Below are 24,684 nucleotides of genomic sequence, written 5' to 3' on the forward strand. Positions count from 1 at the left end.
GCGCGGGAAACAGCCCCTATTCAGCGGCTTCCGCGCCGATGAACCCGCCGGACTGACGGTTCCAGAACTGCGCGTAAAGCCCGCCCCGCGCCAGCAGCGCGGCATGCGTGCCGCTTTCGACGATCCGCCCCCGGTCCAGGACGATGATGCGGTCCATTTCAGACAAGGTGGACAGGCGGTGCGCGATGGCCAGAACGGTCTTGCCTTCCATGACCCGGTGCAGGGCGATCTGTATCGACGCCTCGACTTCGCTGTCCAGCGCGCTGGTGGCTTCGTCGAGCACCAGGATCGGCGCATCCTTGAGAATGGCGCGCGCCAAGGCAATGCGCTGCCGTTGTCCGCCGGACAGCTTGACGCCGCGTTCGCCCAGATGCGCGTCATAGCCACTGCGCCCGCGAAAATCCTGAAGACCGCAGATGAACTCGTGCGCTTCGGCCTTTCTGGCGGCGGCGATCATTTCGGATTCGGTCGCATCGGGCCGCCCATACAATATGTTGTCCCGCGCCGAGCGGTTGAACATCGCGGTTTCCTGCGTGACCATGCCGATCTGCCGGCGCAGGCTTTCCTGCGTGATCCCGGCGATGTCCTGCCCATCGATCCGAATCCGCCCGTTTTCGCCCGGATAGAGCCGCAGAAGCAGCGACACCAGGGTAGATTTCCCCGCGCCCGACGCGCCCACGATGCCCAGCTTTTCGCCCGCTCCGATCGTCAGGTTGATGTTTTCGACCCCGCCGGCATCGCGCCCATAGGCAAAGCTGACGTTTTCGAAAGCAATCTCGCCCTTCGGCACCGCCAAGTCAGGCGCATCCGGAAGATCGGGAATGCGCGCCCGCGGCGTAAGCGTTCGCATCCCGTCCTCGATCTCCCCGATGTTGGAATAGATCGCCATAAGGGTGAAACTGACCCATCCGGTCATCTGCGCGATGCGGATCGCGACCGCGCCCGCGGCCACGATATCGCCCTCGCTCGCCATACCGCGCTGCCACAGAAACAGCGTGCCGCCGATCAAGAGCACCGGCAGAATGCCCGCCAGCGTCATCAGGCACAGCCGGAACCCGGCGGCGAGATAGCCGAAGGACAATGCCCGGTCCCGGAACGTGCCCATGGCCCCCAATGCGGCCCGGTCTTCGTGATCCGCATGGGCGAACAGCTTGACGGTCTTGATATTCGTGATCGTATCAACCACCTGGCCCGACACCATGGCCCGCGCCCCGGCCCGCGCGGCCGACCGTTTCCGGACCATCGGCATGAACCAGCGGATCATGGCGAAATAGGCCACCAGCCATACAAGGAACAGGCCGGTCATGCGCATGTCGATCGTCGCCAGCAGGATCACGGAACCCACGAGGGATGCGAGGGCGAAGGCAACCACGTTGATGAGTTCTGCCGCCACATCGGTCACGGCGCGCGCCGCCTGCATCTGTTTCTGCGCGATGCGGCCCGCGAAATCGTCGTCAAAGAACGCCACCGACTGACCGAGCGTCCAGCGGTGAAGACGCGACAGCACCATCGGATTGACATTCGGCTGCACGATGATGGCGTTGGACGCCGCCGACAGGCCGAACAGTAGCGGCCGCGCGATCAGGAAGAACGCGACCGATGCCACGATCATCAGCGTATTGGTCCCGTCAAAAAAGGTTTCCGGCCCGCCGCCCGCGGCAGCATCGATCACCCACCCCAGAATCAGCGCCGTGCCGGCCTCCAAGGCACCCGCCGCCGCCGACAGGATCGCCGCCAGCCAGAGCGCCGGCCAGGCCCCCGACAGGCACCACAGCATGAATGCGCCGAGCGTTTGCGGCGGCGGACCTTCGGCGGCGCGAAAGGGATCGATCCAGTTTCCGATGTTCATTCGGCCGCCTCCGGGTTCAGGAACCCGCCGGATTGACGCGCCCAGAACTGCGCATATAGCCCGTTCCCGGCCAAAAGCCCGGAATGGCTGCCCTGTTCGACGATCCGGCCCTGATCCATGACGAGGATCCGGTCCATTCGGGCGATGGTGGACAGGCGATGCGCGATGGCGATCACCGTCTTGCCTTCCATCATGCCATAAAGCGTGTCCTGTATCGCCGCCTCGACCTCGCTGTCCAGTGCGCTGGTGGCCTCGTCCAGCAGCAGGATCGGGGCATCCTTCAGGATCACACGCGCCAGAGTCACCCGCTGGCGTTGCCCGCCGGACAGTTTCACCCCGCGTTCGCCCACATGGGCGTCATAGCCGGTGCGCCCCTGCGGATCGGCGAGGTCGAGAATGAACTCATGCGCCTCCGCTTGCTGCGCGGCCGCGATCATCTGGTCTTCGGTGGCATCCGGCCGGCCGTAGAGAATGTTGTCGCGCACCGATCTGTGAAGCAGCGCGCTGTCCTGCTGCACCATGCCGATATGGCGGCGGAGACTGTCCTGGCGCAGATGGGTGATGTCCTGCCCATCGATCAGTATGCAACCGGATTCCGGGTCATAGAACCGCAGCAGCAGTTTCACCAATGTCGATTTTCCCGCGCCGGACCGCCCGATCAGGCCGACTTTCTCACCCGGCGCGATGGTCAGGCTGATCCGGTCGAGTCCGCCGGAGCCGCGCCCGTAGTGGTGCGACAGGGTCCGAATCTCGATCCTGCCGTCCTTCAGGCGCAGCGGCTTCGCGGAGGGATCGTCCACGAGGTCGATCGGCTGGGCGATGGTCTGCATGCCTTCGGCAACGACACCGAGTTGCCGGAAGAACGTCGTCAGCGCCCACATGATCCAGCCGGTCATGGCGTTGAGCCGCAGCGTCAGCGCAGTCGCCGCCGCAACCACCCCGACGGAAGCTTGCCCCTGCACCCAGAGATATATCGCCCATCCAACAACCCCCACGATCAGCAGCCCGTTCAGTGTCACAAGCGCCATATCCATCAGGGTGTAGATGCGCATCTCGGTCTGAAAGGTGCGGCGGGTGTTTTCGATGGCGTCCCTGGCGTAGCTCATTTCATGGTCGTGATGGGCGAACATCTTCACCGAATGAATGTTGGTATAGGCATCCACCACGCGCCCGGTGACGGTCGAGCGGGCATCGGACGCGGCTTGCGACGCCGGACCCACGCGCGCCACGGTCCAGCGGATCAGCAACGCGTAAAGCACGAACCAGATCAGAAGCGGCAACATCAGCCGCGTATCCGCGGCCGCCAGCAGGATCGCGGCCCCCACAAGATAGGCCAGGGAAAAGGAAATCGCGTCAAAAACCTGAAACACGACTTCGCCGGCAGCGGGCGGGGTCTGCATGATCCTGTTGGCGATACGCCCGGCAAAATCGTTCTCGAACCACCCGACCGACTGGCGCAGAACATGTTTGTGCGCCCGCCAGCGGATCAGTGTGCCGAAGTTCGGCAGGATCGCATTGTTCAACAGCGCCACGTCCAGCATGTGCAGAACGGGCCGCAGGAACACGATCAACAGTCCGACAACGACCAGTTCCGGCCCATGATCCGAAATGACCTGCGTGGGATCGCCCGACAACAGGTCGACCACCCGGCCCATGTAGTAGATCAGGCCGATCTCGATTGCCGCTACCACCACGGACAGTATTCCGGTCCAGATGAACACATGCCGGAACGGTTCGGCATAGGCCTTCATGAACGGCCAGAGCCGGGTCGGCGGGCGGTCTTCCTGCGGGTAATCGCAATAGGGATCTACGAGGTTCTCAAAGAAACGAAACATGGCGGATGCTCCTGATGAGCCGGACGGCAAGATGCATTGGGGCGATTGGTGCCGATCACCCCGTCAAGGAAGGGGATTTCAGCCCAGGCTGTTCCAGATCCCGAAATACATCTTGCATCCTCCGTGTGTCGCACCTTTCGAACTAGCCGATGGATGCCGTTCTGTCACCCAAAAATGTCAGCTCCGAAGGAGGGTGTCCTTGTCAAGCGCAAAGCCCGACGCGATCCAATTCCCTTCGAGCCGGGCCAGTTCCGCACCCAGGGCGGGGCCGGAAAATGCGGGCATCAGGTCGGCGGCGGCGACCGGGAACCGAGCCGTCGCACCTTTATCGATCTCGGCGGCATATCCCGCCTTCCACGGCTGTTCGGTCAGCGCGCATCGGAGCAGGACCGCGTCACGGGCAAGCTTCGCGCCAAGCCGATAGCCCAACTCCGCCGCGCTGGCCGACCCCGTCGCCCCGTCGCGCACACGATCCAGGTATTGCGTATCGACCCGGCTGAGGCGCAGTTGCCCGGTGACATCGCTGCCCCCCAATGCGGCAAGGCGCAGCAATCGGTTGGCCTTCGCACCAGCATCGGTTTCCAGATCCACGAGAACGGCCAGAGCGCGATCGCCGGACCCCGGCAGAAGCTGACCCAGCGCGCCGGTCGACCGCATCGCCGCTATCGACGGAGCCGGATTGCCTGCCGCCAGCAGTTTCAGCATCTCCGCGCCGATACGTTCATGGGAAAGCCTGTTCAGACCTTCGAGGTTGGCGGCGATGGCCGACAGGGCTTCGGGATCAAACCCCGCCGATTCGTCTCCGTACCAGGCGTGAAACCTGAAATACCGCAGCGACCGCAGGTAGTCTTCGCGGATCCGGGCGTTGGCGTCACCGATGAAGCGCACGCGCCGGGCGTCGAGATCGGGCAAACCGTTCAGCGGATCGATCACCGTCCCGTCCGGTCTGGCGTAGAGCGCGTTCATGGTGAAATCCCGTCGCGCGGCGTCTTCCGCCACATCGGTGGAAAACGATACCGTGGCCCGCCGCCCGTCGGTCGACACGTCGCGCCGGAACGTCGTGACCTCGTGCGGCAGCCCGTCCTTGATCAATGTCACCGTCCCGTGGTCGATACCTGTCGGGACCACCTTGATGCCGGCGGCCGACGCAGTTGAAGCAACGATATCAGGCGTCGCATCCGTCGCGATGTCGATGTCGCTGACCGGCACGCCCAAAAGGCTGTTGCGGACACATCCGCCGACGAACAGAACCGTGGCGCCATCAACGGACAGGGCGGAACAGACCGCCTGCGTCGCCGGATGGCGGACCCAATCCTGCGTCAACCGCGTCATTGTTCCATCCGCGCCGCCAATCCGCGCAACATGCGCGCCGTCGCGCCCCAGATGTAATAGGGACCGAACGGCACCGTGTAGTAATATCGCCGCTGACCGCGCCACTGCCGGGATTCCACGAGATAGTTTTCCGGCCTCAGGAGATGATCCAGCGGAACCGAAAAGACCTCGTCCACCTCGCCCGGTTCGGGCACAATCTCGAAATCCTGCCGCAGGACCGCCAGAACCGGCGTCACCATGAAACTGGTCACGGTTTCATGCGCGGGCAGAAAGCCGATGATTTCGGGCAACCCGGCCGGCAGGCCGATTTCTTCCTCTGCTTCGCGCAAAGCGGCGGCGGTGACGTCCGCATCGCCTTCGTCCTGTTTGCCGCCAGGAAAGGCGATCTGCCCCGGATGGTGCTTCAACGCCGAGGATCGTTTTGTCAGGATCACCCCCGGCCGCTCGCCTGCCAGGGAAATGCCGATCAGCACGCCCGCCGGACGCAGGGTGCGGCCGACGGGCAGTTCCGTGTTCGGATTGAGATCGAAATCGGATGACTGATGGCCCGGAAGGGCCAGCGCGTTCCTCAGTCTTTCGATCAGTTCAGTCGTCATCGGCGGTCTTGGCATCCATGCCGACGGTCGCCGGGTCCAGATCGTAATGGGCGCTGCAGAACTGGCAGTCCGCCGTCACGCGACCGTCTTCGGTCGTCATCTTTTCGATGTCGCGCGCGGAGTAGATGGACAGGCTCTGCCGCACCCGGTCTTCGGAACAGGTGCACCCGAACCGGACCGCCTGCGCGTCAAAGACACGCGGGCTTTCCTCGTGAAACAGGCGCACCAGAAGGTCCGTGGGCGGCACGACCGGGCCAATCAGTTCAAGATCGTCGACCGTGTCCAGCAGGATGTTCACACGGTTCCAGTTCTCACCCTCCTCGCCCTCGACCAGATCGCCAGCGCGCAGGATCTCGCCTGTGCCCGCGTCGGTCGCGACAAAAGGCGAAGCTTTGGGCATGTGCTGCAACATGATGCCCCCAGCGCGCCAGTGTTCCGGGATGCCGGGCTCCGAGGATCTGCCGAAACTCAGCGAGAACCGTGTCGGCAGTTGTTCGGACTGCGCGAAATAGGATTCGGCGCAGGCGCTCAGCGATACGCCGGTCAAGGGTGTGATGCCCTGATAGGGTGCGTTGCCCTTGCCCTGATCGATCAGGATCGCGAAATATCCTTCGCCCACCTGGTCGAACGGCGCTGAATCGGTCAGCCGATCCGCATCGAAACTCGCATAGGCGCGGATCTTCGCGGATTCGCCTTCCTTTTTCGGGGCATAATAGTCGGTGGCGATCATCCGCACCGGGCCCTTGGACTGCACCTGCAGGGACAGTTTCCAACGCAGTTTCACCGTCTGCCCGATCAAGGCGGTCAGGAGCGCCATTTCGGCGACAAGGGCTTCGACCTGCGGCGGATAGGCGTGCTGTTCCAGAATGCCGCCCAATACGCCATCCAGACGGGCAACGCGGCCACGCATGTCCGAGTTGTCGAGTTGAAAAGGCAGAACCGTATCGTCCCAGGCGAGTTTTGAACCGATAGTCATGGGGTTTCCTTATGCGCCACAGGTTGGCATACCGCCGCAATATAGGAGCCACAACCGGCGATGTAAGGGCTGGGTCCATGATCAGACGTTTCGGAAAGCCGCCGTCGCCGTCCCAGAACTACATCCGGCGCATGGGGGCCTACGCTCTGTTGCCTCGCGACAGCAGGCTGCTTGTGACCTGCCAAAGCGATCCAGATCCGGATTATCAGCTTCCTGGCGGCGGCGTGGATCCCGGCGAATCGCCTGTTGCGGCGCTGCACCGCGAAGTGTTCGAGGAAACCGGCTGGCGCATAGCAGACCCACGCCGCATCGGCGCGTTTCGCCGCTTTGCCTATATGCCGGAATACGACCTGTGGGCGGAAAAGATCTGCCTCGTCTATCTGGCGCGTCCAACACTTCGGCTGGGGCCGCCATCCGAACCGCGTCATTCGGCCCATTGGGTCGCGGCGCATGAGGCGGCGCAGATGCTCGGGAATGCCGGTGACCGCCATTTTGCCGGTCTTTGGGCGAAAACGGCTTAGGGCGGGTGATATTCGAAGAGAGTCGCGGACACGTCGTCCTCCATGCCAAATTCGGGCGACATGGCCTGCGACAGTCTCCAGAAGAGATCGTCGAGAAATTCCCGCCCGGTCTGGCGACCGTCACATGTTGCGATGAGATCGAGCAACCCGACCTGCTCCAGCATCTTGCCATTCCTGAGACGGCATTCGGTGAACCCGTCGGAGTACAGCAGCAACCGGTCGCCCGGCTGAAGCGTCATCTCGATCTGCGCATAGGGAACGCCGGACAGCAACCCGACCGGAACCCCGCCTTCACCGATGAATTCGGCACGGCCATCCCGGCGCAGGATCAACGGATGGGGATGCCCGGCCTGGACCATTTTCATCAATCCGGTTCTCAGATCCACGACGGCGTAGGCCATTGTAAAATATTCATCTATCCCGGTATCTGCGAGCAGGCGTTCGTTCAGGAGCCCCGCGACGGTCTCCGGTTCCCGCAGGCTGTGGCTGCCATCCGGTCGCCATTCCATCCCGAGATTCTGATCGAAATAGGAACCGCTGAGATACCCGCCAAGACGCGCCGTCACCATTGCCGAGGTGATGCCGTGACCGGACACATCAATGGAATAGAAACCCACGTGATCCGGATCGGTCGCGAACATACCGACGAGATCGCCGCCGATATGGCCGCAGGGTTTCAACAGCAAGCTGACACGGGAGTTGCCGAAACTGCGGGACAGTTCCGGCACCAGGGATTCCTGGATCTTCTTCGCCTGGATCAGATCCTTGTCGATCATGTCGTAGGCCGCCTGAAGCTGGTCCAGGGTTTCCGAGATCATGCGGTTCTTGTCGGAAAGTTCGCGCTGCATCTCGAGAATCCGGTCGCCGGCGGAAATGCGGGCGCGCAGTTCGTTCGAATTGACCGGTTTGATCAGGAAATCGTCCGCGCCCGCGTCCAGACCCTGGGCCACCTCGTTCTTTTCACTCTTGGACGTCAGAAGAATGAAATAGCCGTATCCGTCGGACGGAAGATCGCGGAAGGCGCGGCAAAATTCCAGCCCGTCCATGCCGGGCATCATCCAATCGCTGAGGATCAGATCCGGCGGCGCGGATTCGCAAATGGCCATCGCTGCCTCCCCGCTTTCGGCCTCGATGACTTCAAAACCCCATTTTTTAAGGGAAGCGACGAGGATCCTGCGCTGAAGACGGCTGTCGTCGACGACAAGAACGCGTCGGATCGATCCGTTTTCAGCTCCTCTTTCGCTGTCAGGTTTCTTGTCCGGAACTGTGTTGGACATGGAAAAACTACTCTTGCACTGGTTCAATCCGTCCATCATCGGCAGCGGCCCTTAACGACGGATGAAAGATGCAATTGTCCGGATTCCGCAGCGCGGCTTAACCGCTTGTTGACGCGACACTCCTACGCTCTTTTCCTGGATGGTCGCCCGAAACAGGATTCAGATGATGATCGAATGGTCCCGCGTGAATGAACTTCGAGAAGAGGTCGGCGCCGAAGATTTCAACGAGGTGGTCGAACTGTTCCTCGAAGAAGTCGAAGGCGTGATCGACCGGCTGCGGACCGACCCCGATCGCTCGCAACTGGAAGATGACATGCATTTCCTGAAAGGCAGCGCGCTCAGCCTCGGTTTTTCTGCATTCTCCAAGCTGTGCCAGACCGGGGAAAAACTGTCTTCCGACGGCTTGTCTGAATCCGTCGACGTTGCAGAAGTCATCCGCTGCTTTGAGCAATCCAAGACCGTGTTCCAGTCCGAGCTTCAGGAAAACCTTGCGGCCTGACGGGCGGACCGCTCAAACAAGAAACTGCGCCAGGGTTTCGTCATTGGTGATGTCACGGTAGATGAACCCGGAGTCGTCGAGATGCGCAAAGAGCCTTTCGAAATTTTCAGGTTTCGCGGTTTCGATCCCGAGCAGGACAGACCCGAAGTTGCGCGCCGATTTCTTGAGATACTCGAACCGGGCAATGTCGTCTTCCGGACCGAGGATGTTCAGAAATTCCTTGAGCGCGCCGGGCCGTTGCGGCAACCGCAGGATCAGGTACTTCTTGACGCCGGAATAGCGCTGGGCGCGTTCCTTGACCTCGGGCAGGCGTTCGAAATCGAAATTGCCCCCGGATGTGACGCAAACCACGGACTTGCCGCGAACAAGGTGTTCGATTTCGCCCAATGCCTCAACCGACAGGGCTCCGGCGGGTTCAAGCACTATGCCTTCGACGTTGAGCATCTCGATCATGGTCGTGCATATCCGGTCCTCGCCAAGAACCAGGACATCCGAGAGCGGAACGGATTTCAGGAGTTCGAAGGTTCGAATGCCGATCCGTCCCACCGCAGCGCCATCTACAAAGGTATCGACACGCGGCAGGGTCACGGGATGGCCCGCCGCCAAGGCCGCCTTGAGACAGGCGCCCCCGGCGGGTTCGACGAAAAGGCAACGCGTCTGACCGCCGAACCATGACGACACACCGGAGGACATGCCGCCGCCACCGACCGGCAGGATCACCACATCAGGCGTCTGACCCAGTTGATCGGATATCTCGACCCCGACAGATGCCTGGCCTTCGATCACATCCGCATCGTCGAACGGAGACAGGAAATGCCCCCCCTGCTGGTCGCACCACGCCTGTGCCGCGGTCAGGGTATCGTCGAAATAGTCTCCGACCAGGTGAATTTCGATCTGATCGCCACCGAACATCCGGGTCTTCAGGATCTTCTGCTGTGGCGTCGTGACCGGCATGAAGATCACGCCCTTGACGCCGAAATGGCTGCACATGAACGCGACGCCCTGCGCATGGTTGCCGGCGCTGGCGCAAACGAACAGCTTCTGTTCCGGCAGCTTGCGCATGGCATTGAACGCCCCGCGCAACTTGTAGGAACGGACCGGGCTCAGGTCTTCGCGCTTCAGCCAGATATCGGCTTCGTAGCGGTCCGAAAGATGGACGTTCCTCTGCAGCGGCGTGGCCGGGAACACGTCGCGCATGGCGGCCTCGGCCGCGCGGGCCTTGTCACGAAAATCATTCATTTTCCCTGTCTGACTCAGCTTGACCGCCCGCGCAAGCATACCTTGCCCCGCGCCACAAAACCCGATAATCCGCAGCCGATCCAAGGTAAGAGGAATTCCAAATGTCTGCGCCCAAGAAAGTGGTTCTGGCCTATTCAGGCGGTCTGGACACGTCGATCATCCTGAAATGGCTACAGACGGAATATGGTTGCGAGGTCGTGACCTTCACCGCCGATCTCGGTCAGGGCGAAGAACTGGAACCCGCCCGCAAGAAAGCCGAGATGATGGGGGCGAAAGAGATCTATATCGAGGATCTGCGCGAGGAATTCGTGCGCGATTTCGTCTTCCCGATGTTCCGCGCAAACGCGCTCTACGAAGGTCTTTACCTGCTCGGCACCTCCATCGCGCGCCCGCTGATTTCCAAGCGGCTGGTCGAGATCGCGGCTGAAACCGGGGCCGATGCCGTGGCCCACGGCGCGACCGGAAAGGGCAACGATCAGGTGCGCTTTGAACTGGCGGCCTATGCGCTGAACCCCGACATCAAGGTGATCGCGCCCTGGCGGGAATGGGATCTGACCAGCCGCACCCGGCTGATCGACTTTGCCGAAAAAAACCAGATCCCGATCGCCAAGGACAAGCGCGGCGAAGCGCCGTTTTCGGTCGATGCCAACCTTCTGCACACGTCTTCCGAAGGCAAGGTGCTTGAAAACCCGGCCGAGGAAGCGCCCGATTATGTCTACCAGCGCACGGTGAATCCCGAAGACGCGCCCAATGCGCCTGAATTCATCGAGATCGGGTTTGAAAAAGGCGACGCGGTCAGCCTGAATGGCGAGGCGATGTCGCCCGCAACGATCCTGACCAAGTTGAACGAACTGGGCGGCAAGCACGGGGTCGGGCGGCTCGACCTGGTCGAAGGGCGGTTCGTCGGCATGAAATCGCGCGGCATCTACGAAACTCCTGGCGGCACCATCCTTCTGGAGGCGCATCGCGGCATCGAACAGATCACGCTGGATCGCGGGGCCGCGCATCTGAAGGACCAGATCATGCCGCAATACGCGGAACTGATCTACAACGGCTTCTGGTTCAGCCCCGAACGCGAGATGCTTCAGGCGCTGATCGACAAGAGCCAGGAACACGTCACCGGAACTGTGCGGCTGAAGCTCTACAAAGGTCTGGCCCGCACCGTCGGACGCTGGTCCGACCTGTCGCTCTATTCCGAAGAACACGTGACCTTCGAGGATGACGCAGGCGCCTATGACCAGAAGGATGCAGCCGGGTTCATCAAGCTGAACGCGCTGCGGCTACGGTTGATCGCAATGCGGAATCGTCGGTTGAAATGAACGACGAAACCGACGCCGACCTGTTCATCGAGGCGCAGGACACCGTCTGGGAGTCTGTCGTCGAGGAACTGGCGGCGGGTCGCAAGACCGGACACTGGATGTGGTTCGTCTTTCCGCAACTGGCGTCGCTTGGCCAGTCGGACATGGCGCAGCTGTTCGGGCTTCACGATCTGGCCGAAGCGCGGGCCTATCTCGCCCATCCGGTCCTGAACGATCGGCTGGTTCAGGCCAGCGAACTCATGCTGACCCATTCCGGCCGGGCGGCGAAAGACATCCTTGGCCCGGTGGACGCGAAGAAGCTGCAATCCTGCATGACGCTGTTCGCCGCCGTTCCCGGCGCATCGCCGGTGTTTTCGCAGGTGCTCGACGCGTTCTACGATGGTGCGCCCTGCACGGTTACGGCGCAGAACATCGGTTAGAGCGCCACCGCCTTCAGCCGCCGGTAATGCGGCATCGCACCGTCCAGCACCGGGCGAAGATGTTCCGGCACGGTCGGCAACGGACCCTCGGCAGCGGCAAAGCCGGTGCTGTTCCAGACCGCGCCATACCAGTGTTCGGCCCAGATACCGTCTTCGGGATGACCCCCGCGCGGCCATTTCAGCATCTTGGGGGTAAAGGGCAATCCGACCGCAATACATAGCCGCCGCAACATCTTTTCCGGATCCTTGCGGATATCGGTGCTGTCGATGACAACCGGGCTGCCCTGCCAGCTCATCACCTCGTCGAACAGTTCCGCCTGCTGGACGAAGCCGATGTCCTGCAAGGTCGGGTTTTCGCGCTTCGCGGCATAGCTCGCGATGACCCGCGCCGGGTGGCGGATCAGGAACACGTTGGAAAACCCGCGCATCCAGCCGCGCGGCACGTTCGGCAGCATGTGCTGCGTCATGTGTTTCTGATAAAAATGCGGTGCGTTTCCGGGTATCGGCCCGGTAATCCGGTTGACCACCTCTTGCGGTTCGCCGGGCTGAGCGGCCAGAATCGCGTCGCGCATGGGATGGTCCAGGTCCGTCGCGTGCAGGTATGCGGCATAGAAAGGTTCGTCGATAACGGCGCAATCGCCGCGCGCGCCGAAGGCATACATCATCGCCGTCGACAGGTTGCGCGGCCCCGACCACATCGCGATCTTCATGCCTGATATCCCTGTCCGGATCGGTTCATGCAAATTCGAGTCCGGGGTTTATCCGTATTGAACATGTGTCAAGACCCGGTCTTCGCGGCGATCAGATCGGAATAGAGTCCGCGCAGCCGCTTGGTCACGGGGCCCATGTCGCCTGCACCGATACGGCGGCCGTCGATTTCGGACACCGGGGTCTGCGCACCGAAGGTTCCGGTCAGAAAGGCTTCGTCGGCTCCGTAGGTGTCCACAAGGCTGAAGTTGCGTTCGAATACCGGGATGCCGTTGCCGCGGCACAGGTCGATCACCTTCTGCCGGGTGATCCCGTTCATGCAGTAATCGCCAGTGCTGGTCCAGACTTCGCCCTTGCGCACGATGAAGAAGTTGCAGGCATTCGTCGTGTTCACGAACCCGTTGACATCCAGCATCAGCGCCTCATCGGCCCCGGCCTTTTCGGCGGCGATGCAGGCAAGGATGCAGTTCAGCTTGGAGTGGCTGTTCAGTTTCGGGTCCTGGGTCATCGGCAATCCGCGCAGATGCGGCACGGTGGCGAGCCGGATCGGGCGCGGCAGGCGGGGGCGGGAATGTTCCATGATGATGACCATGGTCGGCCCCGACCGGCTGAGTGCGGGATGCTGGAACGGCCGGATCTTGACCCCGCGCGTCACCATCAGCCGCGCATGGGCGTCGGTGGTCATGCCGTTGGCCTGCTGCGTTGCGCGGATCGCGTCGATCACGCCGGCGCGGTCCAGCCCGATATCGAGATCGATGGCCTTGGCGGCTTCGAACAGGCGGTCCATGTGCTCTTCTAGGAATGCCCAGGTGCCGTTGTACAACCGGATCCCTTCCCAGACCCCGTCGCCCAGCATGAAGCCGCTGTCATAGACGCTTACCATGGCCTCCGCCTTGGGCACGATCCGACCGTTCAGGTAGATCCTGATGGTTTCGTTGCGGGCGTCGTCTTCGGCCTGGTGGGTGGTCATCTTGTCGGTCATTCCGGTCTCCTGTCCGGGCGCACGCTAGGCCCAGAGAGCGCCAAGGCCAAGCGGTAAAATCCAGTCACCACGGCGTGACAATACATGAAATGGGCTTGCTTTGCGCAGAGCAACGCAACACGCTTTCGGCCAAAGGAGACTGGCCATGAAATGCCTGAACACTCTCAAGCCGCTGGCATTGATCCTGCTGATCGCCGTGGCGATGATCCTCCGCCAGGGGCACGCCCATGCCGCACCGACCCAGACGCTGATGGTCGCCGGGGGCTGTTTCTGGTGCGTGGAGGCCGATTTCGAGAAGGTCAAGGGCGTGTCGGGCGTCGTATCCGGGTTCAGCGGCGGAATGGTGGCCGATCCGACCTACAAGCAGATCGTGGCCGGCGGCACCGGGCATTTCGAAGCGGTTCGGATCGCGTTCGATCCCGACGTGGTCAGCCGGTCCGCCCTGCTAAACATGTTCCTGCGATCAATCGATCCGACCGACGCGGGAGGACAGTTCTGCGATCGAGGCGACAGTTACCGAACCGCGATCTTTGTGTCCGGCGCGCAGGAACAGGCGCTGGCCGAAGCCGCGATCGAACAGGCCGAAGCGGACCTGGGCCAGAAGATCGTCACGCCGATCCTGCCCGAAGCGCCGTTTTATCCGGCCGACGCGGCGCACCAGGATTATTACAAGAGCGGCGCGCTGGTGCTGACCCGGTTCGGGCCGCGCACCAGGAAAGCGGCCTATGACCTGTATCGGGAGGCCTGCGGTCGCGACGGGCGGGTGCGCACACTTTGGGGCGATGCCGCCCCCTTCGCAGGGAGCTAGGGCCGGGCACCGGACGCAGGGGGCTTTGCCCCCGTCCCTTCGGGACTCCCCCGGAGTATTTTGGACAAGGTGAAGGCGCGATGGCTGTGCGGAACCGGCATGACCGGATTCTACCCGATCTTGCAGGAGGCCAGCACCGCCATGTTCAGGATGTCATTGGCGGTCGAGACCGACGAGCAGATCTGGATCGGCTTGTCGAGGCCCGAAAGGATCGGACCGATCACGGTCGCGCCGCCCATCTCCTGCATCAGCTTGACCGAGATGCTGGCGGAATGGCGTGCCGGCACGACAAGGATGTTGGCGGGTCCCGTGAGGCGTGAGAACGGATAACTTTCCTTCGATTTCGCGTTCAGCGCCACATCCACGGTCATTTCGCCTTCGAATTCGAAATCCACGCCGCGCTGTTCCAGGATATGCGGCGCCTGGCCCATCTTGAACGCGCGTTCGGACACCGGGTAGCCGAAGGTCGAGAAGCTGACGAAGGCGACGCGGGGCTCGAGCCCCATGTGCCGCGCCACGTCGGCGGCGCGTTCAGCGATGGTCGCGAGGTCTTCGGCCTCGGGCCATTCCTGCACCAGCGTGTCCGCGATCAGCACGATCCGACCCTTGTGCAGCAGCGCAGTGACTCCGGCGACCCCGTTTTCGGCATTGGCGTCGAACACGTGATTGATGCGGTCGAGGATATGCGCCGACTTGCGCGTCGCACCGGTCACCAACCCGTCGCCATGCCCATGCGCCAGCATCAGCGCCGAGAACACGTGCCGGTCACGCGCGGCAAGCCGGTGGATGTCCTGGCGGTCGAACCCGCGCCGTTGCAGGCGCTGGTAGAGGAACGCCTTGTAGGCATCGAGATGCTGGGAGTTGCCCGCATTGACGATTTCAAGTTCCCGCGCCGCGTCGCCGAGTCCGACGCTTTCGAGTTTGGCCTTCACATCGTCGGGCCGGCCGACGACCAGCGCGGTGCCGAGGCCCGAGCGCTGGTAGGTGACTGCGGCGCGCAGCACGCGCGGGTCGTCTCCCTCGGCAAAAATCATCCGGGCCTTGGCGGCGCGGGCGCGGGTGTTGAGCCCGCGCAGGATGCTGGCGGTCGGGTCCATCCGCGCCTTGAGCGTGGCCTCGTAGGCCTCCATATCGATGATCGGACGGCGCGCGGCGCCCGTATCCATTCCGGCCTTGGCGACGGCGGGCGGGATGCGGTGGATCAGGCGGGGATCGAATGGCGTCGGGATGATGTAATCGCGCCCGAAGCTGAGATTCTGCCCGTAGGCCAGCGCCACCTCGTCGGGCACATCCTCTCGCGCCAGCGCCGCGAGCGCCTCGGCGCAGGCGATCTTCATCTGGTCGTTGATCGCGCGGGCATGAATGTCGAGAGCGCCGCGGAAGAGATAGGGAAAGCCGAGCACGTTGTTGACCTGGTTGGGATAGTCGCTGCGCCCGGTGGCGACGATGGCGTCCATGCGGACCTCGTGCGCCTCTTCCGGCGTAATCTCCGGGTCGGGATTGGCCATGGCGAAGATCACCGGATTGTCGGCCATGCTCGCGACCATGTCCTGGGTCACCGCGCCCTTGACGCTGACGCCGAGGAACACGTCGGCGTCTTTCATCGCGTCGGCGAGGCTGCGCGCCCCGGTCTTGACGGCATGGGCCGATTTCCACTGGTTCATGCCCTCGGTGCGGCCCTGCCAGATGACGCCCTTTGTGTCGCACATGATGCAGTTCTCGTGCCGCGCGCCCATGTATTTCAGAAGTTCGAGACAGGCGATGCCTGCCGCTCCCGCGCCGTTCAGCACGATTTTCACATCCTCGATCTTCTTGCCCGAGATGTGCAGCGCATTGATCAGACCCGCCGCACAGATCACGGCGGTGCCGTGCTGGTCGTCATGGAAGACCGGGATGTCGAGTTCTTCCTTGAGCCGCTGTTCGATAATGAAACAATCGGGCGCACGGATGTCTTCGAGGTTGATGCCGCCGAAGGTCGGGGCCATCAGCCTGACCGCCTTGCAGAATTCGTCGGTGTCCTCCGTGTCCAGTTCGATGTCGATGCTGTTGACGTCGGCGAAGGCCTTGAACAGGACCGACTTGCCCTCCATCACCGGCTTGGCACCCAGCGCCCCGAGATTGCCGAGACCGAGCACCGCCGTCCCGTTCGAAATCACCGCGACGAGATTGCCCTTGATCGTGTAGTCATAGGCGGTTTCCGGGTTCTTCGCGATCTCCTCGCAGGGCACCGCCACCCCGGGCGAATAGGCCAGCGACAAGTCCCGCTGGGTGTTCAGCGGCACCGTCGCCTGGATCTCGAACTTGCCTGGCATCGGTTCGAGGTGGAAGGCCAGCGCCTCGTCTCTGGTATATTTGATTCTGGACATGGACGGCGCGCCTCCTCGCTGCGGTTTTTCGCTCATACCCCGCGGATCGGGCTTCCTCAACACCCATGCGTTTTCGCCTTTCGTCGCAGGCCGCGGATTTGTAAGGTCGGCGGCGATCCGAAGACCGGGGGATGATCGGTGGCCAATGTCACGCCCATGATGGCGCAATATCTCGACATCAAGGCGGCGCATGCCGATGCGCTACTGTTCTACCGGATGGGCGATTTCTACGAGATGTTCTTTGACGACGCCGTGGCCGCGGCCGAGGCGCTCGACATCGCGCTGACCAAGCGGGGCAAGCACGACGGGGCGGACATTCCCATGTGCGGCGTGCCCTATCATGCCGCCGAAGGGTATTTCCTGACCCTGATCCGCAAGGGGTTCCGTGTCGCGGTCTGCGAACAGATGGAAAGCCCGGCCGAAGCCAGGAAACGCGGCTCCAAATCGGTGGTGCGCCGCGAGGTGGTGCGGCTGGTCACACCCGGCACCCTGACCGAGGACGCGCTGCTCGAAGCACGCCGGCACAACTTTCTCGCCGCCTTCGCGCGGGTTCGGGACTCTGCGGCCCTGGCCTGGGCGGACATTTCCACCGGCGCGTTTCTCGTGGAGGAATTGCCTGATGCCCGGATCGGGCCTGAACTGGCCCGGCTGGCGCCGTCCGAACTGATTGTCACCGAGACCGAAGCCGGCGCCCTGCGGCAAGCCGCAGGGGATCTGGGCGTGCCGTTGACCCCGCTTGGCGGCGCGAGCTTTGACAGCACCGCGTCCGAAAAACGTCTCTGCAGCCTGTTTGGCGTCGGCACGCTGGATGCGTTCGGAACCTTCGGGCGCGCCGAGGTTTCGGCCATGGGCGCGCTGATCGATTACCTCGACATCACCCAGAAGGGCAAGCTGCCGCTGCTGCAACCGCCGGTGCGCGAAACGATGGACCGGGTCGTGCAGATCGATGCGGCAACCCGCCGGAACCTGGAATTGACCCGGTCGCTTTCGGGATCACGCTCCGGATCCCTGCTGTCGGTCATGGACCGGACGGTAACGCCGGGCGGGGCGCGGTTGCTGGAACAGCGCCTGTCCAGCCCGTCCCGCGATCTCGCCACGATCCACCATCGACTGGACGCGATCGATTTCGCAATCGGCCAGGACCGCCTGGCGACCGACCTGAGAACCGCCCTGCGCAAGACTCCCGATCTGGACCGCGCCCTGTCGCGGCTGTCGCTGGATCGCGGCGGTCCGCGCGACCTGGCCGCCATCCGAAACGGGCTCGAACAGGGAAGAGCGGTTGCGGGACATTGCGCGCGCGGCGACCTGCCCGATCTTTTCGCCGGATCCGTGAACGCGCTTGGTGGATTTGACGATCTCGTCGCGCTGTTGGATGCGGCCCTGGTCGCCGATCCGCCGGTCCTGGCGCGGGACGGCGGTTTCATTGCCAGCGGTTTCGATCCGGACCTCGACGAGGCCCGCACCCTGCGCGACGAGGGACGGTCGGTGATCGCGGCCATGCAGAAACGCTATTGCGACGATACCGGGATCGCGTCGCTGAAGATCAAGCACAACAACGTGCTGGGGTATTTCATCGAAACCACCGCGACTCATGCCGCGAGGATGCTGTCGCCGCCGCTTTCGGAAACCTACATCCACCGGCAGACCACAGCGAACCAGGTCCGGTTCACGACCGTGGAGCTCGGTGAGATGGAAACCCGGATCCTGAACGCGGGAAACCGTGCCCTGGAGATCGAGAAACAGCTCTATAAACGGCTCAGGCACGAAATTCTCGACCAGGCGGGTCCGATCAGTGCGGCCTCGCGCGCGCTGGCCGAACTCGACCTGGCGACGGCGCTGGCGGATCTGGCGCGCGCCGAAAACTGGTGCCGTCCCAAGGTGGACGAGAGCCGCGCTTTTGCCATCGACGGCGGGCGGCATCCGGTTGTGGAACAGGCGCTGCGCCGGCAGGGGGGCGACGGATTCATCGCCAACGATTGCGACCTGACAGCGTCCGGCGGGGCCGCGATCTGGTTGCTGACCGGTCCCAACATGGCCGGAAAGTCGACCTTTCTGCGTCAGAACGCGTTGATTGCCCTGCTCGCCCAGGTCGGCAGTTTCGTGCCGGCCCGCGCGGCGCATGTAGGACTGGTCAGCCAGCTCTTCAGCCGCGTCGGCGCCTCCGACGACCTGGCGCGGGGCCGATCCACTTTCATGGTCGAAATGGTGGAAACGGCGGCCATTCTCAACCAGGCGGACGATCGCGCGCTTGTCATCCTGGACGAAATAGGTCGCGGCACCGCGACCTATGACGGCCTGTCCATAGCCTGGGCGACACTGGAACATCTGCATTCCAGCAACCGGTGTCGCGCGCTGTTCGCCACCCACTATCATGAACTCACGGCGCTCGCCGGAAAACTCGTAGGCGTGGAAAACGCAACGGTCGCGGTGAAGGAATGGAATGGCGAAGTCGTCTTCCTGCACGAAGTCCGCAAGGGCGCCGCCGACCGATCCTACGGCGTTCAGGTCGCACAACTGGCCGGGCTGCCGAAATCCGTTCTCGACCGGGCCAGAGTCGTGCTCGAAGCGCTCGAAAAAGGCGAACGCGAAGGCGGCGCGACCAAGAAGACGTTGATCGACGATCTGCCGCTTTTCGCCGTTGCGCCGCCTGCCTCCAGACCCGAGAAATCCTCGCCCGCTCTTGATATGCTCAAGGCTGTCCAACCGGACGAGCTGAGCCCGAAACAGGCGCTGGATCTGATTTACAGACTGAAAGAGGCGGCCAATTCCTGACCGCCCCGTTATCCTCTTGCCGCAAATACTCCCGCCGGAGGCTCCCCAACCATCCGCCGGCGCGACGGCGGGTCAGGACGCCGGAGTCGACGACACCCCCACTTGTGCGGGGCGCAGCAGGCGATCATGCAGCATGAAGCCTTCGACAGCCACCTGGATGATGTCGCCGGCCCGCGTTCCCGGTACCGGTGCTTCGAACATGGCCTGATGCAACCGCGGGTCGAACCGGTCTCCGACTTCCGGGGCGATCAATTCGATCCCGTGCTTGTTGAACACGTTCAGCAATTCGCGCATCGTCAGTTCGATGCCTTCGATCAGTGCCGAGGACACGTTTTTCTGCTCTTCCGTCGCGGTTTCGATCGCCCGTTTCATGTTGTCGAACACCGGCATCATGTCGCGCGCCAGTTTCGATCCGCCGTATTGTTCCGCCTCGCGCCGGTCGCGTTCCGACCGTTTGCGCGCGTTCTCCGCATCCGCGAGCGCCCGCATGAAACGGTCCTTGTAGTCGTCACGCTCTGCCCGGAGCGAATCCAGTTCAATCGCCTCGGGGTCCATTTCGGCCATTTCCTTGGCGAATTCCTCGGCTTCCATATCGGCCAAATCGTCCAGAAAATCGTTGTTCTTGGGGTCTGCCATCTTTCACCTCTAATTGCGGTCGGAAATCAGCCGTCCCACCAGCTGCGCCGTATAGTCCACGATCGGCACGATCCGTCCGTAATTCAGACGGGTCGGACCGATGACGCCGACCGCGCCAATGATCTTTCGATCAGCGTTCATATAAGGAGACACAACCAAAGAGGAACCCGAAAGTGAAAAAAGTTTGTTCTCGGAACCGATAAAAATGCGCACTCCTTCACCTTCTTCGGTCAGTTGCAGGAACTCCGCGATGTCGCGTTTGCGCTCCAGATCGTCAAACAGGGTGCGTATGCGTTCCAGTTCTTCACCGTCATCCTCGCCGCCCAGCAGGTTGGCCCGGCCACGGACGATGAGTCGGTCCTCTTCGCCCCCGTCGCCCTCCCAGACGGCCAGGCCGCTCTTGACCATTTCGCGGGCCAGGCTGTCGATCTCGCTGCGGCGTTTCTTGATCTCCGCCCGGATCGACCGGTTGACGTCGCTCAGGGTCTTGCCCTCGATCAGCGCGTTCAGGAAATTCGCAGCTTCGCGCATCGAACTCGGGGTTTGGCCCGGCGGCGGGGTGAACAGCCTGTTTTCCACGTGGCCATCCGCGAAGACCAGCACCACCAGAGCCCGGTTATGCGCCAGAGACACGAATTCGATATGCCGTATCTCCGCCTCGTGTTTCGGGGTCAGGACCAGAGATGCGCCGTGGGTGACGCCGGACAGGGCCGACCCGATCCGGTCGAGCATCCCGCCGACGTCGGGTGAATTCCGGGCCATGGTCTCATCCAGTTTCTGACGGTCCGCCGCGTCCAGATCGCTGACTTCGAGAAGCCCGTCCACGAACATCCGCAATCCCATCTGCGTCGGAATCCGCCCGGCGCTGACATGCGGACTGTCCAGCAATCCCAGATATTCCAGGTCCTGCATCACGTTGCGCACCGTGGCCGCGCTCAGTTTCTCGCTGAGCGTGCGGGTCAGGGTCCGGCTGCCAACCGGTCCGCCCGTGTCCAGATAGGATTCGACGACCAGCCGGAACACTTCCCTGGACCGGTCGTTCATCTCATCCAACAGCTTCGTCGCATCGTTCATGCGTGCTATCCTTGGTTGGATCGCCATTAAAGTCCACATGTCGCAAAGGTCAATCGGGCTTGCATCGCAGGTGCGCTGAACGGTATTGCGGCCCCAGCAATCAAAGGATTTCCAATGCGACCCTCCGGAAGAAACTTAAGCGAAATGCGCCCCGTTTCAATCGAAACAGGCTTCACAAAGCACGCCGAAGGCTCTTGCCTGATCAGGATTGGCGACACCCATGTCCTTTGCACGGCAACCATAGAAGACCGCGTGCCGCCCTTCATCAAGGGGTCCGGACTGGGCTGGGTCACGGCGGAGTACGGCATGCTGCCCCGTGCCACAAACACGCGGATGCGCCGTGAGGCGGCTTCTGGAAAACAGGGGGGGCGGACGGTGGAAATCCAGCGGCTGATCGGGCGCGCATTGCGGGCCGGTGTGGACCGCGTGGCGCTTGGAGAACGCCAGATCACGGTGGATTGCGACGTGCTTCAGGCCGATGGCGGCACCCGTTGCGCATCGATCACCGGCGGTTGGGTCGCGCTGCGCCTGGCGGTAAACCGTCTGATGAAGACAGGCGACGTGATCACCGACCCGCTGGTGGACCCAGTCGCCGCCGTGTCCTGCGGGATCTACGCCGGCCAGCCGGTGCTGGATCTCGATTACCCCGAAGACAGCGAAGCGGGCGTTGACGGCAATTTCATCATGACCGGATCGGGGAAACTGATCGAAGTGCAGATGTCCGCGGAAGGGTCCGTATTCTCGCGGGACCAGATGAACAGCCTGATGGACCTGGCGCAAAAGGGTGTGTCCGAACTGGTGGCGGCGCAGAAGGCCGCCGCATGATCCGGAAGTTCACCGGCGACAGGCTGCTGATCGCAACGCACAATACCGGCAAGCTGGAAGAGATGGCCCATCTTCTGGAGCCCTACGGGGTTTCGGTGATCGGCGCTGCCGAGATGAACCTGCCGGAGCCGGACGAAACCGAAGACAGTTTTGTCGGCAACGCGCGGATCAAGGCGCATGCGGCCGCGCGGGCGACCGGGCTTCCGGCTCTGGCCGACGATTCCGGCATCGAGATCGACGCGCTTGGCGGCGCGCCCGGTGTTTATACTGCCGATTGGGCTGAAACCCCGACCGGGCGGGATTTTGCGATGGCGATGGAACGCACCCATCGCGAACTTGAGGCGGTGAACGCGCCGCATCCGCGCACGGCCCGGTTCTGCTGCACATTGGTCCTTGCCTGGCCCGACGGGCATGACGAGGTCTTTCCCGGTGTCCTGCCCGGCCACGTGGTCTGGCCGATGCGCGGGATCCGGGGCCATGGCTATGACCCGATCTTTGTGCCAGAAGGATTCGACCAGACTTTCGGGGAAATGGACCGCTGGGAAAAGAACCGTATCAGCCATCGCGCAAGGGCGGTGAGCGCTTTCGTTCAGGGCTGTTTTGACTGAAGATTGGCGACATGGTGGCTTTGGCCTGTACGTCCACTGGCCTTTCTGCCAGGCGAAATGCCCCTATTGCGATTTCAACAGCCATGTGGCCCGCCGGATCGACCATGATGGGTGGCGTGACGCCTACCTCGCCGAACTGGAACGGGTTGCGCAGGATACGCCGGGGCGGGTGCTGAATTCCGTCTTTTTCGGCGGCGGAACGCCGAGCCTGATGCAACCGGACACGGTGGCGGAGATCATCGCCGCCGCCAGCCGCCTCTGGACCCCGGCGAACGATATCGAGATCACGCTCGAAGCGAATCCGGGGTCCGTTGAGGCCGGCCGGTTCGCCGGATTTCGCGATGCGGGCGTTAACCGCGTGTCGATGGGCATTCAGGCTCTGAGCGACGACGACTTGCGACGTCTGGGACGGGTTCACACCGTGGCCGAGGCCCGCGTGGCCTTCGACGTGGCCCGATCCTGTTTCCAGCGGGTCAGTTTCGACCTGATCTATGCCCGGCAGGACCAGACGCTGGACGATTGGCGGGTCGAACTGACCGAGGCGCTCGGCATGGCGATCGATCATCTGTCCCTCTATCAGCTGACCATCGAACCGGGGACCGCCTTTGGCGACCGTTTCGCCGTCGGCAAGTTGCGCGGGTTGCCGTCGGACGACCTGTCCGCCGACATGTACGATCTGACCCAGGATCTGTGCGATGCTCATGGGCTGCCGATGTATGAGGTGTCAAACCACGCCCGTCCCGGCGCGGAATCCCGTCACAACCAGATCTATTGGAACGGTGGCGACTATGTGGGAGTCGGGCCGGGCGCGCATGGGCGCGTCACCGTGAACGGCCGGCGCTTCGCGACGGAATGCAGGCGTGATCCTTCGGCATGGCTGGCATCGGTGCCTCAGGAAAAAGCCGAAAACGTCCGCACGCCCCTGTCCGGGCTGGAACAGGGCGAAGAATACCTGATGATGGGCCTGCGGGTCCGAAGCGGGCTGGACATCGCCCGCTATGAGTCCCTGACCGGGCGGAAGCTGAACCAGAAGGCCCGGAGGTCCTTGTCTGAACTGGGGATGATCATCGACACTGGAAACAAGATAATCGTTTCCAAACAAGGTGTTATGTTATTGAATTCGGTGATATCCGAGTTTCTTGCGGGTTAGGTTCCGCTCAGCAAACGGCATAGGGTGTCGAGTTCGTCCAGGGACTGATACCTGATCGTCATGGTCCCGGAATCGGCGCCCGGCGCGTGGCTGAGCGACACTTTCATCGCCAGGTTCGCCGACAGATCGCCTTCGAGCGCCCGCGTGTCCGCGTCTTTTTCAGGGATCTTCTTCGGTGCCTTTGACATCGGACCGCCGCGCTCGGTCCGTTTCTTGACCAGCGATTCCGTGGCCCGCACGGAGAGTCCGCCCCGAACGATCTCTTTCGCCAGGTCCGAAGGGTTGTCCGCCGTGATCAAGGCGCGCGCGTGACCCGCGGTCAGTATTCCATCCCGAAGCAGGTCGCGGACATCCTCCGGCAGGGTCAGCAGGCGCATCAGGTTGGCGATGTGGCTGCGGCTCTTGCCAAGAGCTTCGGCGAGCTTTTCCTGCGTGTGGCCGAAGCTGTCCATCAGCTGCCTGTAACCGGCCGCCTCTTCGATCGCATTCAGATCCGCGCGCTGGATGTTTTCGATGATCGCGACCTCAAGAACCTCGACATCGTCGAAATTGCGAACGAGGACCGGAATTTCATGCAGTTGCGCCATTTGCGCGGCCCGCCAGCGGCGTTCTCCCGCGACGATTTCATAGGTGTCGCCAATTCTCGGACGCACAATCAGAGGTTGTAGAACCCCCTTCTCTTTGATCGAGGCCGTCAGATCATCGAGGTCGCTTTGCACGAAGGTTCGGCGCGGCTGGTTCGGATTGGCGAAAAGCTTTTCGATCGGAACTTGGATATCGGCGCTGCTCCGCTCCCCTTTGCGCGCCTGTGGCTCGGGATTCACATCCGCCATCAGCGCCGAAAGTCCCCGACCCAAACCGCGCGGCTTCGCTTTCTTGTCCATCATCTGTCT

General features: G+C 62.6%; 22 protein-coding genes. 9 read left to right on the plus strand and 13 right to left on the minus strand.

The window, feature by feature from the left end:
* Positions 1–16: 16 nt before the first annotated feature.
* From QO034_RS01395 to hslO, 5 genes are all read right to left on the minus strand, one after another.
* On the minus strand, positions 17–1,849 hold the full coding sequence (locus QO034_RS01395; protein WP_284483704.1) for an ABC transporter ATP-binding protein: 1,833 nt from the start codon (positions 1,847–1,849) through the stop codon (positions 17–19).
* Positions 1,846–3,684: an ABC transporter ATP-binding protein gene (locus tag QO034_RS01400; protein WP_284483705.1), complete on the minus strand. Its 1,839-nt coding sequence runs from the start codon at positions 3,682–3,684 to the stop codon at positions 1,846–1,848. Before QO034_RS01400 ends, QO034_RS01395 begins: the two co-directional genes overlap by 4 nt.
* Before the next feature lie 177 nt (positions 3,685–3,861).
* Entirely contained in the window at positions 3,862–5,016 is a 1,155-nt protein-coding gene (locus QO034_RS01405; RefSeq protein ID WP_284483706.1) for a CCA tRNA nucleotidyltransferase, read from the minus strand.
* Positions 5,013–5,612, minus strand: a complete 600-nt coding sequence (locus QO034_RS01410) for a CoA pyrophosphatase (RefSeq protein ID WP_284483707.1) — start codon at positions 5,610–5,612, stop codon at positions 5,013–5,015. The genes QO034_RS01405 and QO034_RS01410 overlap by 4 nt, the downstream gene beginning before the upstream one ends.
* Positions 5,602–6,588 carry an Hsp33 family molecular chaperone HslO gene (hslO, locus tag QO034_RS01415; protein ID WP_284483708.1) on the minus strand — a complete coding sequence of 329 codons (987 nt, stop codon included), beginning with the start codon at positions 6,586–6,588 and terminating at the stop codon, positions 5,602–5,604. The genes QO034_RS01410 and hslO overlap by 11 nt, the downstream gene beginning before the upstream one ends.
* 77 nt (positions 6,589–6,665) lie before the next feature.
* On the opposite strand from hslO, the gene QO034_RS01420 reads away from it, so the two are divergent.
* Positions 6,666–7,109: an NUDIX hydrolase gene (locus QO034_RS01420; RefSeq protein ID WP_284483709.1), complete on the plus strand. Its 444-nt coding sequence runs from the start codon at positions 6,666–6,668 to the stop codon at positions 7,107–7,109.
* On the opposite strand, the gene QO034_RS01425 is transcribed toward QO034_RS01420, so the two are convergent.
* A complete protein-coding gene (locus QO034_RS01425) occupies positions 7,106–8,386 on the minus strand; it encodes a PP2C family protein-serine/threonine phosphatase (protein WP_284483710.1) in 1,281 nt (426 codons plus the stop codon). The two genes, QO034_RS01420 and QO034_RS01425, sit on opposite strands and share 4 nt — an antisense overlap.
* Positions 8,387–8,552: 166 nt before the next feature.
* Between QO034_RS01425 and QO034_RS01430 the strand changes: the two genes are divergently transcribed.
* Entirely contained in the window at positions 8,553–8,885 is a 333-nt protein-coding gene (locus tag QO034_RS01430) for an Hpt domain-containing protein (RefSeq protein ID WP_284483711.1), read from the plus strand.
* Between the two features lie 12 nt (positions 8,886–8,897).
* Here the strand turns inward: QO034_RS01430 and ilvA are convergent, their stop codons facing one another.
* Positions 8,898–10,124 carry a threonine ammonia-lyase IlvA gene (ilvA, locus tag QO034_RS01435; RefSeq protein WP_284483712.1) on the minus strand — a complete coding sequence of 409 codons (1,227 nt, stop codon included), beginning with the start codon at positions 10,122–10,124 and terminating at the stop codon, positions 8,898–8,900.
* Between the two features lie 101 nt (positions 10,125–10,225).
* Here ilvA and QO034_RS01440 point away from each other — a divergent pair, with 101 nt between their 5' ends.
* Positions 10,226–11,443, plus strand: a complete 1,218-nt coding sequence (locus tag QO034_RS01440; protein ID WP_284483713.1) for an argininosuccinate synthase — start codon at positions 10,226–10,228, stop codon at positions 11,441–11,443.
* On the plus strand, positions 11,440–11,862 hold the full coding sequence (locus QO034_RS01445; protein ID WP_284483714.1) for a DUF1810 domain-containing protein: 423 nt from the start codon (positions 11,440–11,442) through the stop codon (positions 11,860–11,862). Before QO034_RS01440 ends, QO034_RS01445 begins: the two co-directional genes overlap by 4 nt.
* On the opposite strand, the gene QO034_RS01450 is transcribed toward QO034_RS01445, so the two are convergent.
* Positions 11,859–12,572, minus strand: a complete 714-nt coding sequence (locus tag QO034_RS01450) for a sulfotransferase-like domain-containing protein (RefSeq protein WP_284483715.1) — start codon at positions 12,570–12,572, stop codon at positions 11,859–11,861. The two genes, QO034_RS01445 and QO034_RS01450, sit on opposite strands and share 4 nt — an antisense overlap.
* Positions 12,573–12,640: 68 nt before the next feature.
* The gene (locus tag QO034_RS01455; RefSeq protein WP_284483716.1) at positions 12,641–13,552 is read right to left on the minus strand and encodes a D-amino acid aminotransferase; all 912 of its coding nucleotides are present in this window, start codon (positions 13,550–13,552) and stop codon (positions 12,641–12,643) included.
* A 145-nt stretch (positions 13,553–13,697) separates the two neighbouring features.
* Here QO034_RS01455 and msrA point away from each other — a divergent pair, with 145 nt between their 5' ends.
* Complete coding sequence (msrA, locus tag QO034_RS01460) at positions 13,698–14,360, plus strand: peptide-methionine (S)-S-oxide reductase MsrA (RefSeq protein WP_284483717.1); 663 nt, start codon at positions 13,698–13,700, stop codon at positions 14,358–14,360.
* A 110-nt stretch (positions 14,361–14,470) separates the two neighbouring features.
* Here the strand turns inward: msrA and QO034_RS01465 are convergent, their stop codons facing one another.
* Positions 14,471–16,726 (minus strand): NADP-dependent malic enzyme, encoded by a 2,256-nt coding sequence (locus tag QO034_RS01465; RefSeq protein WP_284483718.1) that lies wholly within the window; start codon positions 16,724–16,726, stop codon positions 14,471–14,473.
* A gap of 156 nt (positions 16,727–16,882) precedes the next feature.
* On the opposite strand from QO034_RS01465, the gene mutS reads away from it, so the two are divergent.
* Positions 16,883–19,498, plus strand: a complete 2,616-nt coding sequence (mutS, locus tag QO034_RS01470) for a DNA mismatch repair protein MutS (RefSeq protein WP_284483800.1) — start codon at positions 16,883–16,885, stop codon at positions 19,496–19,498.
* A 72-nt stretch (positions 19,499–19,570) separates the two neighbouring features.
* On the opposite strand, the gene QO034_RS01475 is transcribed toward mutS, so the two are convergent.
* Both QO034_RS01475 and hrcA read right to left on the minus strand, forming a co-directional pair.
* A complete protein-coding gene (locus QO034_RS01475) occupies positions 19,571–20,134 on the minus strand; it encodes a nucleotide exchange factor GrpE (protein ID WP_284483719.1) in 564 nt (187 codons plus the stop codon).
* Between the two features lie 9 nt (positions 20,135–20,143).
* A complete protein-coding gene (hrcA, locus tag QO034_RS01480; RefSeq protein WP_284483720.1) occupies positions 20,144–21,208 on the minus strand; it encodes a heat-inducible transcriptional repressor HrcA in 1,065 nt (354 codons plus the stop codon).
* Positions 21,209–21,322: 114 nt separating this feature from the next.
* Between hrcA and rph the strand changes: the two genes are divergently transcribed.
* The 3 genes from rph to hemW are packed head-to-tail and all read left to right on the plus strand — an operon-like array spanning position 21,323 to position 23,791.
* Entirely contained in the window at positions 21,323–22,033 is a 711-nt protein-coding gene (gene rph / locus QO034_RS01485; protein ID WP_284483721.1) for a ribonuclease PH, read from the plus strand.
* Positions 22,030–22,641, plus strand: a complete 612-nt coding sequence (gene rdgB / locus QO034_RS01490; protein ID WP_284483722.1) for an RdgB/HAM1 family non-canonical purine NTP pyrophosphatase — start codon at positions 22,030–22,032, stop codon at positions 22,639–22,641. The genes rph and rdgB overlap by 4 nt, the downstream gene beginning before the upstream one ends.
* Entirely contained in the window at positions 22,634–23,791 is a 1,158-nt protein-coding gene (gene hemW / locus QO034_RS01495) for a radical SAM family heme chaperone HemW (protein WP_284483723.1), read from the plus strand. The genes rdgB and hemW overlap by 8 nt, the downstream gene beginning before the upstream one ends.
* Here hemW and QO034_RS01500 read toward each other — a convergent pair.
* Positions 23,788–24,678, minus strand: coding sequence for a ParB/RepB/Spo0J family partition protein (locus QO034_RS01500; protein WP_284483724.1), 891 nt, complete (start codon positions 24,676–24,678; stop codon positions 23,788–23,790). The two genes, hemW and QO034_RS01500, sit on opposite strands and share 4 nt — an antisense overlap.
* Positions 24,679–24,684 lie beyond the last annotated feature (6 nt).

Origin of the sequence: Sedimentitalea xiamensis, from assembly GCF_030164465.1 — a bacterium.
Taxonomy (GTDB): domain Bacteria; phylum Pseudomonadota; class Alphaproteobacteria; order Rhodobacterales; family Rhodobacteraceae; genus Sedimentitalea; species Sedimentitalea xiamensis.

Coding starts and splice junctions, on each gene's coding strand:
- QO034_RS01395 (WP_284483704.1), bottom strand. CDS start 1,849: ATGAACATCGGAAACTGGATCGATCCCTTTCGCGCCGCCGAAGGTCCG.
- QO034_RS01400 (WP_284483705.1), bottom strand. CDS start 3,684: ATGTTTCGTTTCTTTGAGAACCTCGTAGATCCCTATTGCGATTACCCG.
- QO034_RS01405 (WP_284483706.1), bottom strand. CDS start 5,016: ATGACGCGGTTGACGCAGGATTGGGTCCGCCATCCGGCGACGCAGGCG.
- QO034_RS01410 (WP_284483707.1), bottom strand. CDS start 5,612: ATGACGACTGAACTGATCGAAAGACTGAGGAACGCGCTGGCCCTTCCG.
- hslO (WP_284483708.1), bottom strand. CDS start 6,588: ATGACTATCGGTTCAAAACTCGCCTGGGACGATACGGTTCTGCCTTTT.
- QO034_RS01420 (WP_284483709.1), top strand. CDS start 6,666: ATGATCAGACGTTTCGGAAAGCCGCCGTCGCCGTCCCAGAACTACATC.
- QO034_RS01425 (WP_284483710.1), bottom strand. CDS start 8,386: ATGTCCAACACAGTTCCGGACAAGAAACCTGACAGCGAAAGAGGAGCT.
- QO034_RS01430 (WP_284483711.1), top strand. CDS start 8,553: ATGATCGAATGGTCCCGCGTGAATGAACTTCGAGAAGAGGTCGGCGCC.
- ilvA (WP_284483712.1), bottom strand. CDS start 10,124: ATGAATGATTTTCGTGACAAGGCCCGCGCGGCCGAGGCCGCCATGCGC.
- QO034_RS01440 (WP_284483713.1), top strand. CDS start 10,226: ATGTCTGCGCCCAAGAAAGTGGTTCTGGCCTATTCAGGCGGTCTGGAC.
- QO034_RS01445 (WP_284483714.1), top strand. CDS start 11,440: ATGAACGACGAAACCGACGCCGACCTGTTCATCGAGGCGCAGGACACC.
- QO034_RS01450 (WP_284483715.1), bottom strand. CDS start 12,572: ATGAAGATCGCGATGTGGTCGGGGCCGCGCAACCTGTCGACGGCGATG.
- QO034_RS01455 (WP_284483716.1), bottom strand. CDS start 13,552: ATGACCGACAAGATGACCACCCACCAGGCCGAAGACGACGCCCGCAAC.
- msrA (WP_284483717.1), top strand. CDS start 13,698: ATGAAATGCCTGAACACTCTCAAGCCGCTGGCATTGATCCTGCTGATC.
- QO034_RS01465 (WP_284483718.1), bottom strand. CDS start 16,726: ATGTCCAGAATCAAATATACCAGAGACGAGGCGCTGGCCTTCCACCTC.
- mutS (WP_284483800.1), top strand. CDS start 16,883: ATGATGGCGCAATATCTCGACATCAAGGCGGCGCATGCCGATGCGCTA.
- QO034_RS01475 (WP_284483719.1), bottom strand. CDS start 20,134: ATGGCAGACCCCAAGAACAACGATTTTCTGGACGATTTGGCCGATATG.
- hrcA (WP_284483720.1), bottom strand. CDS start 21,208: ATGAACGATGCGACGAAGCTGTTGGATGAGATGAACGACCGGTCCAGG.
- rph (WP_284483721.1), top strand. CDS start 21,323: ATGCGACCCTCCGGAAGAAACTTAAGCGAAATGCGCCCCGTTTCAATC.
- rdgB (WP_284483722.1), top strand. CDS start 22,030: ATGATCCGGAAGTTCACCGGCGACAGGCTGCTGATCGCAACGCACAAT.
- QO034_RS01500 (WP_284483724.1), bottom strand. CDS start 24,678: ATGATGGACAAGAAAGCGAAGCCGCGCGGTTTGGGTCGGGGACTTTCG.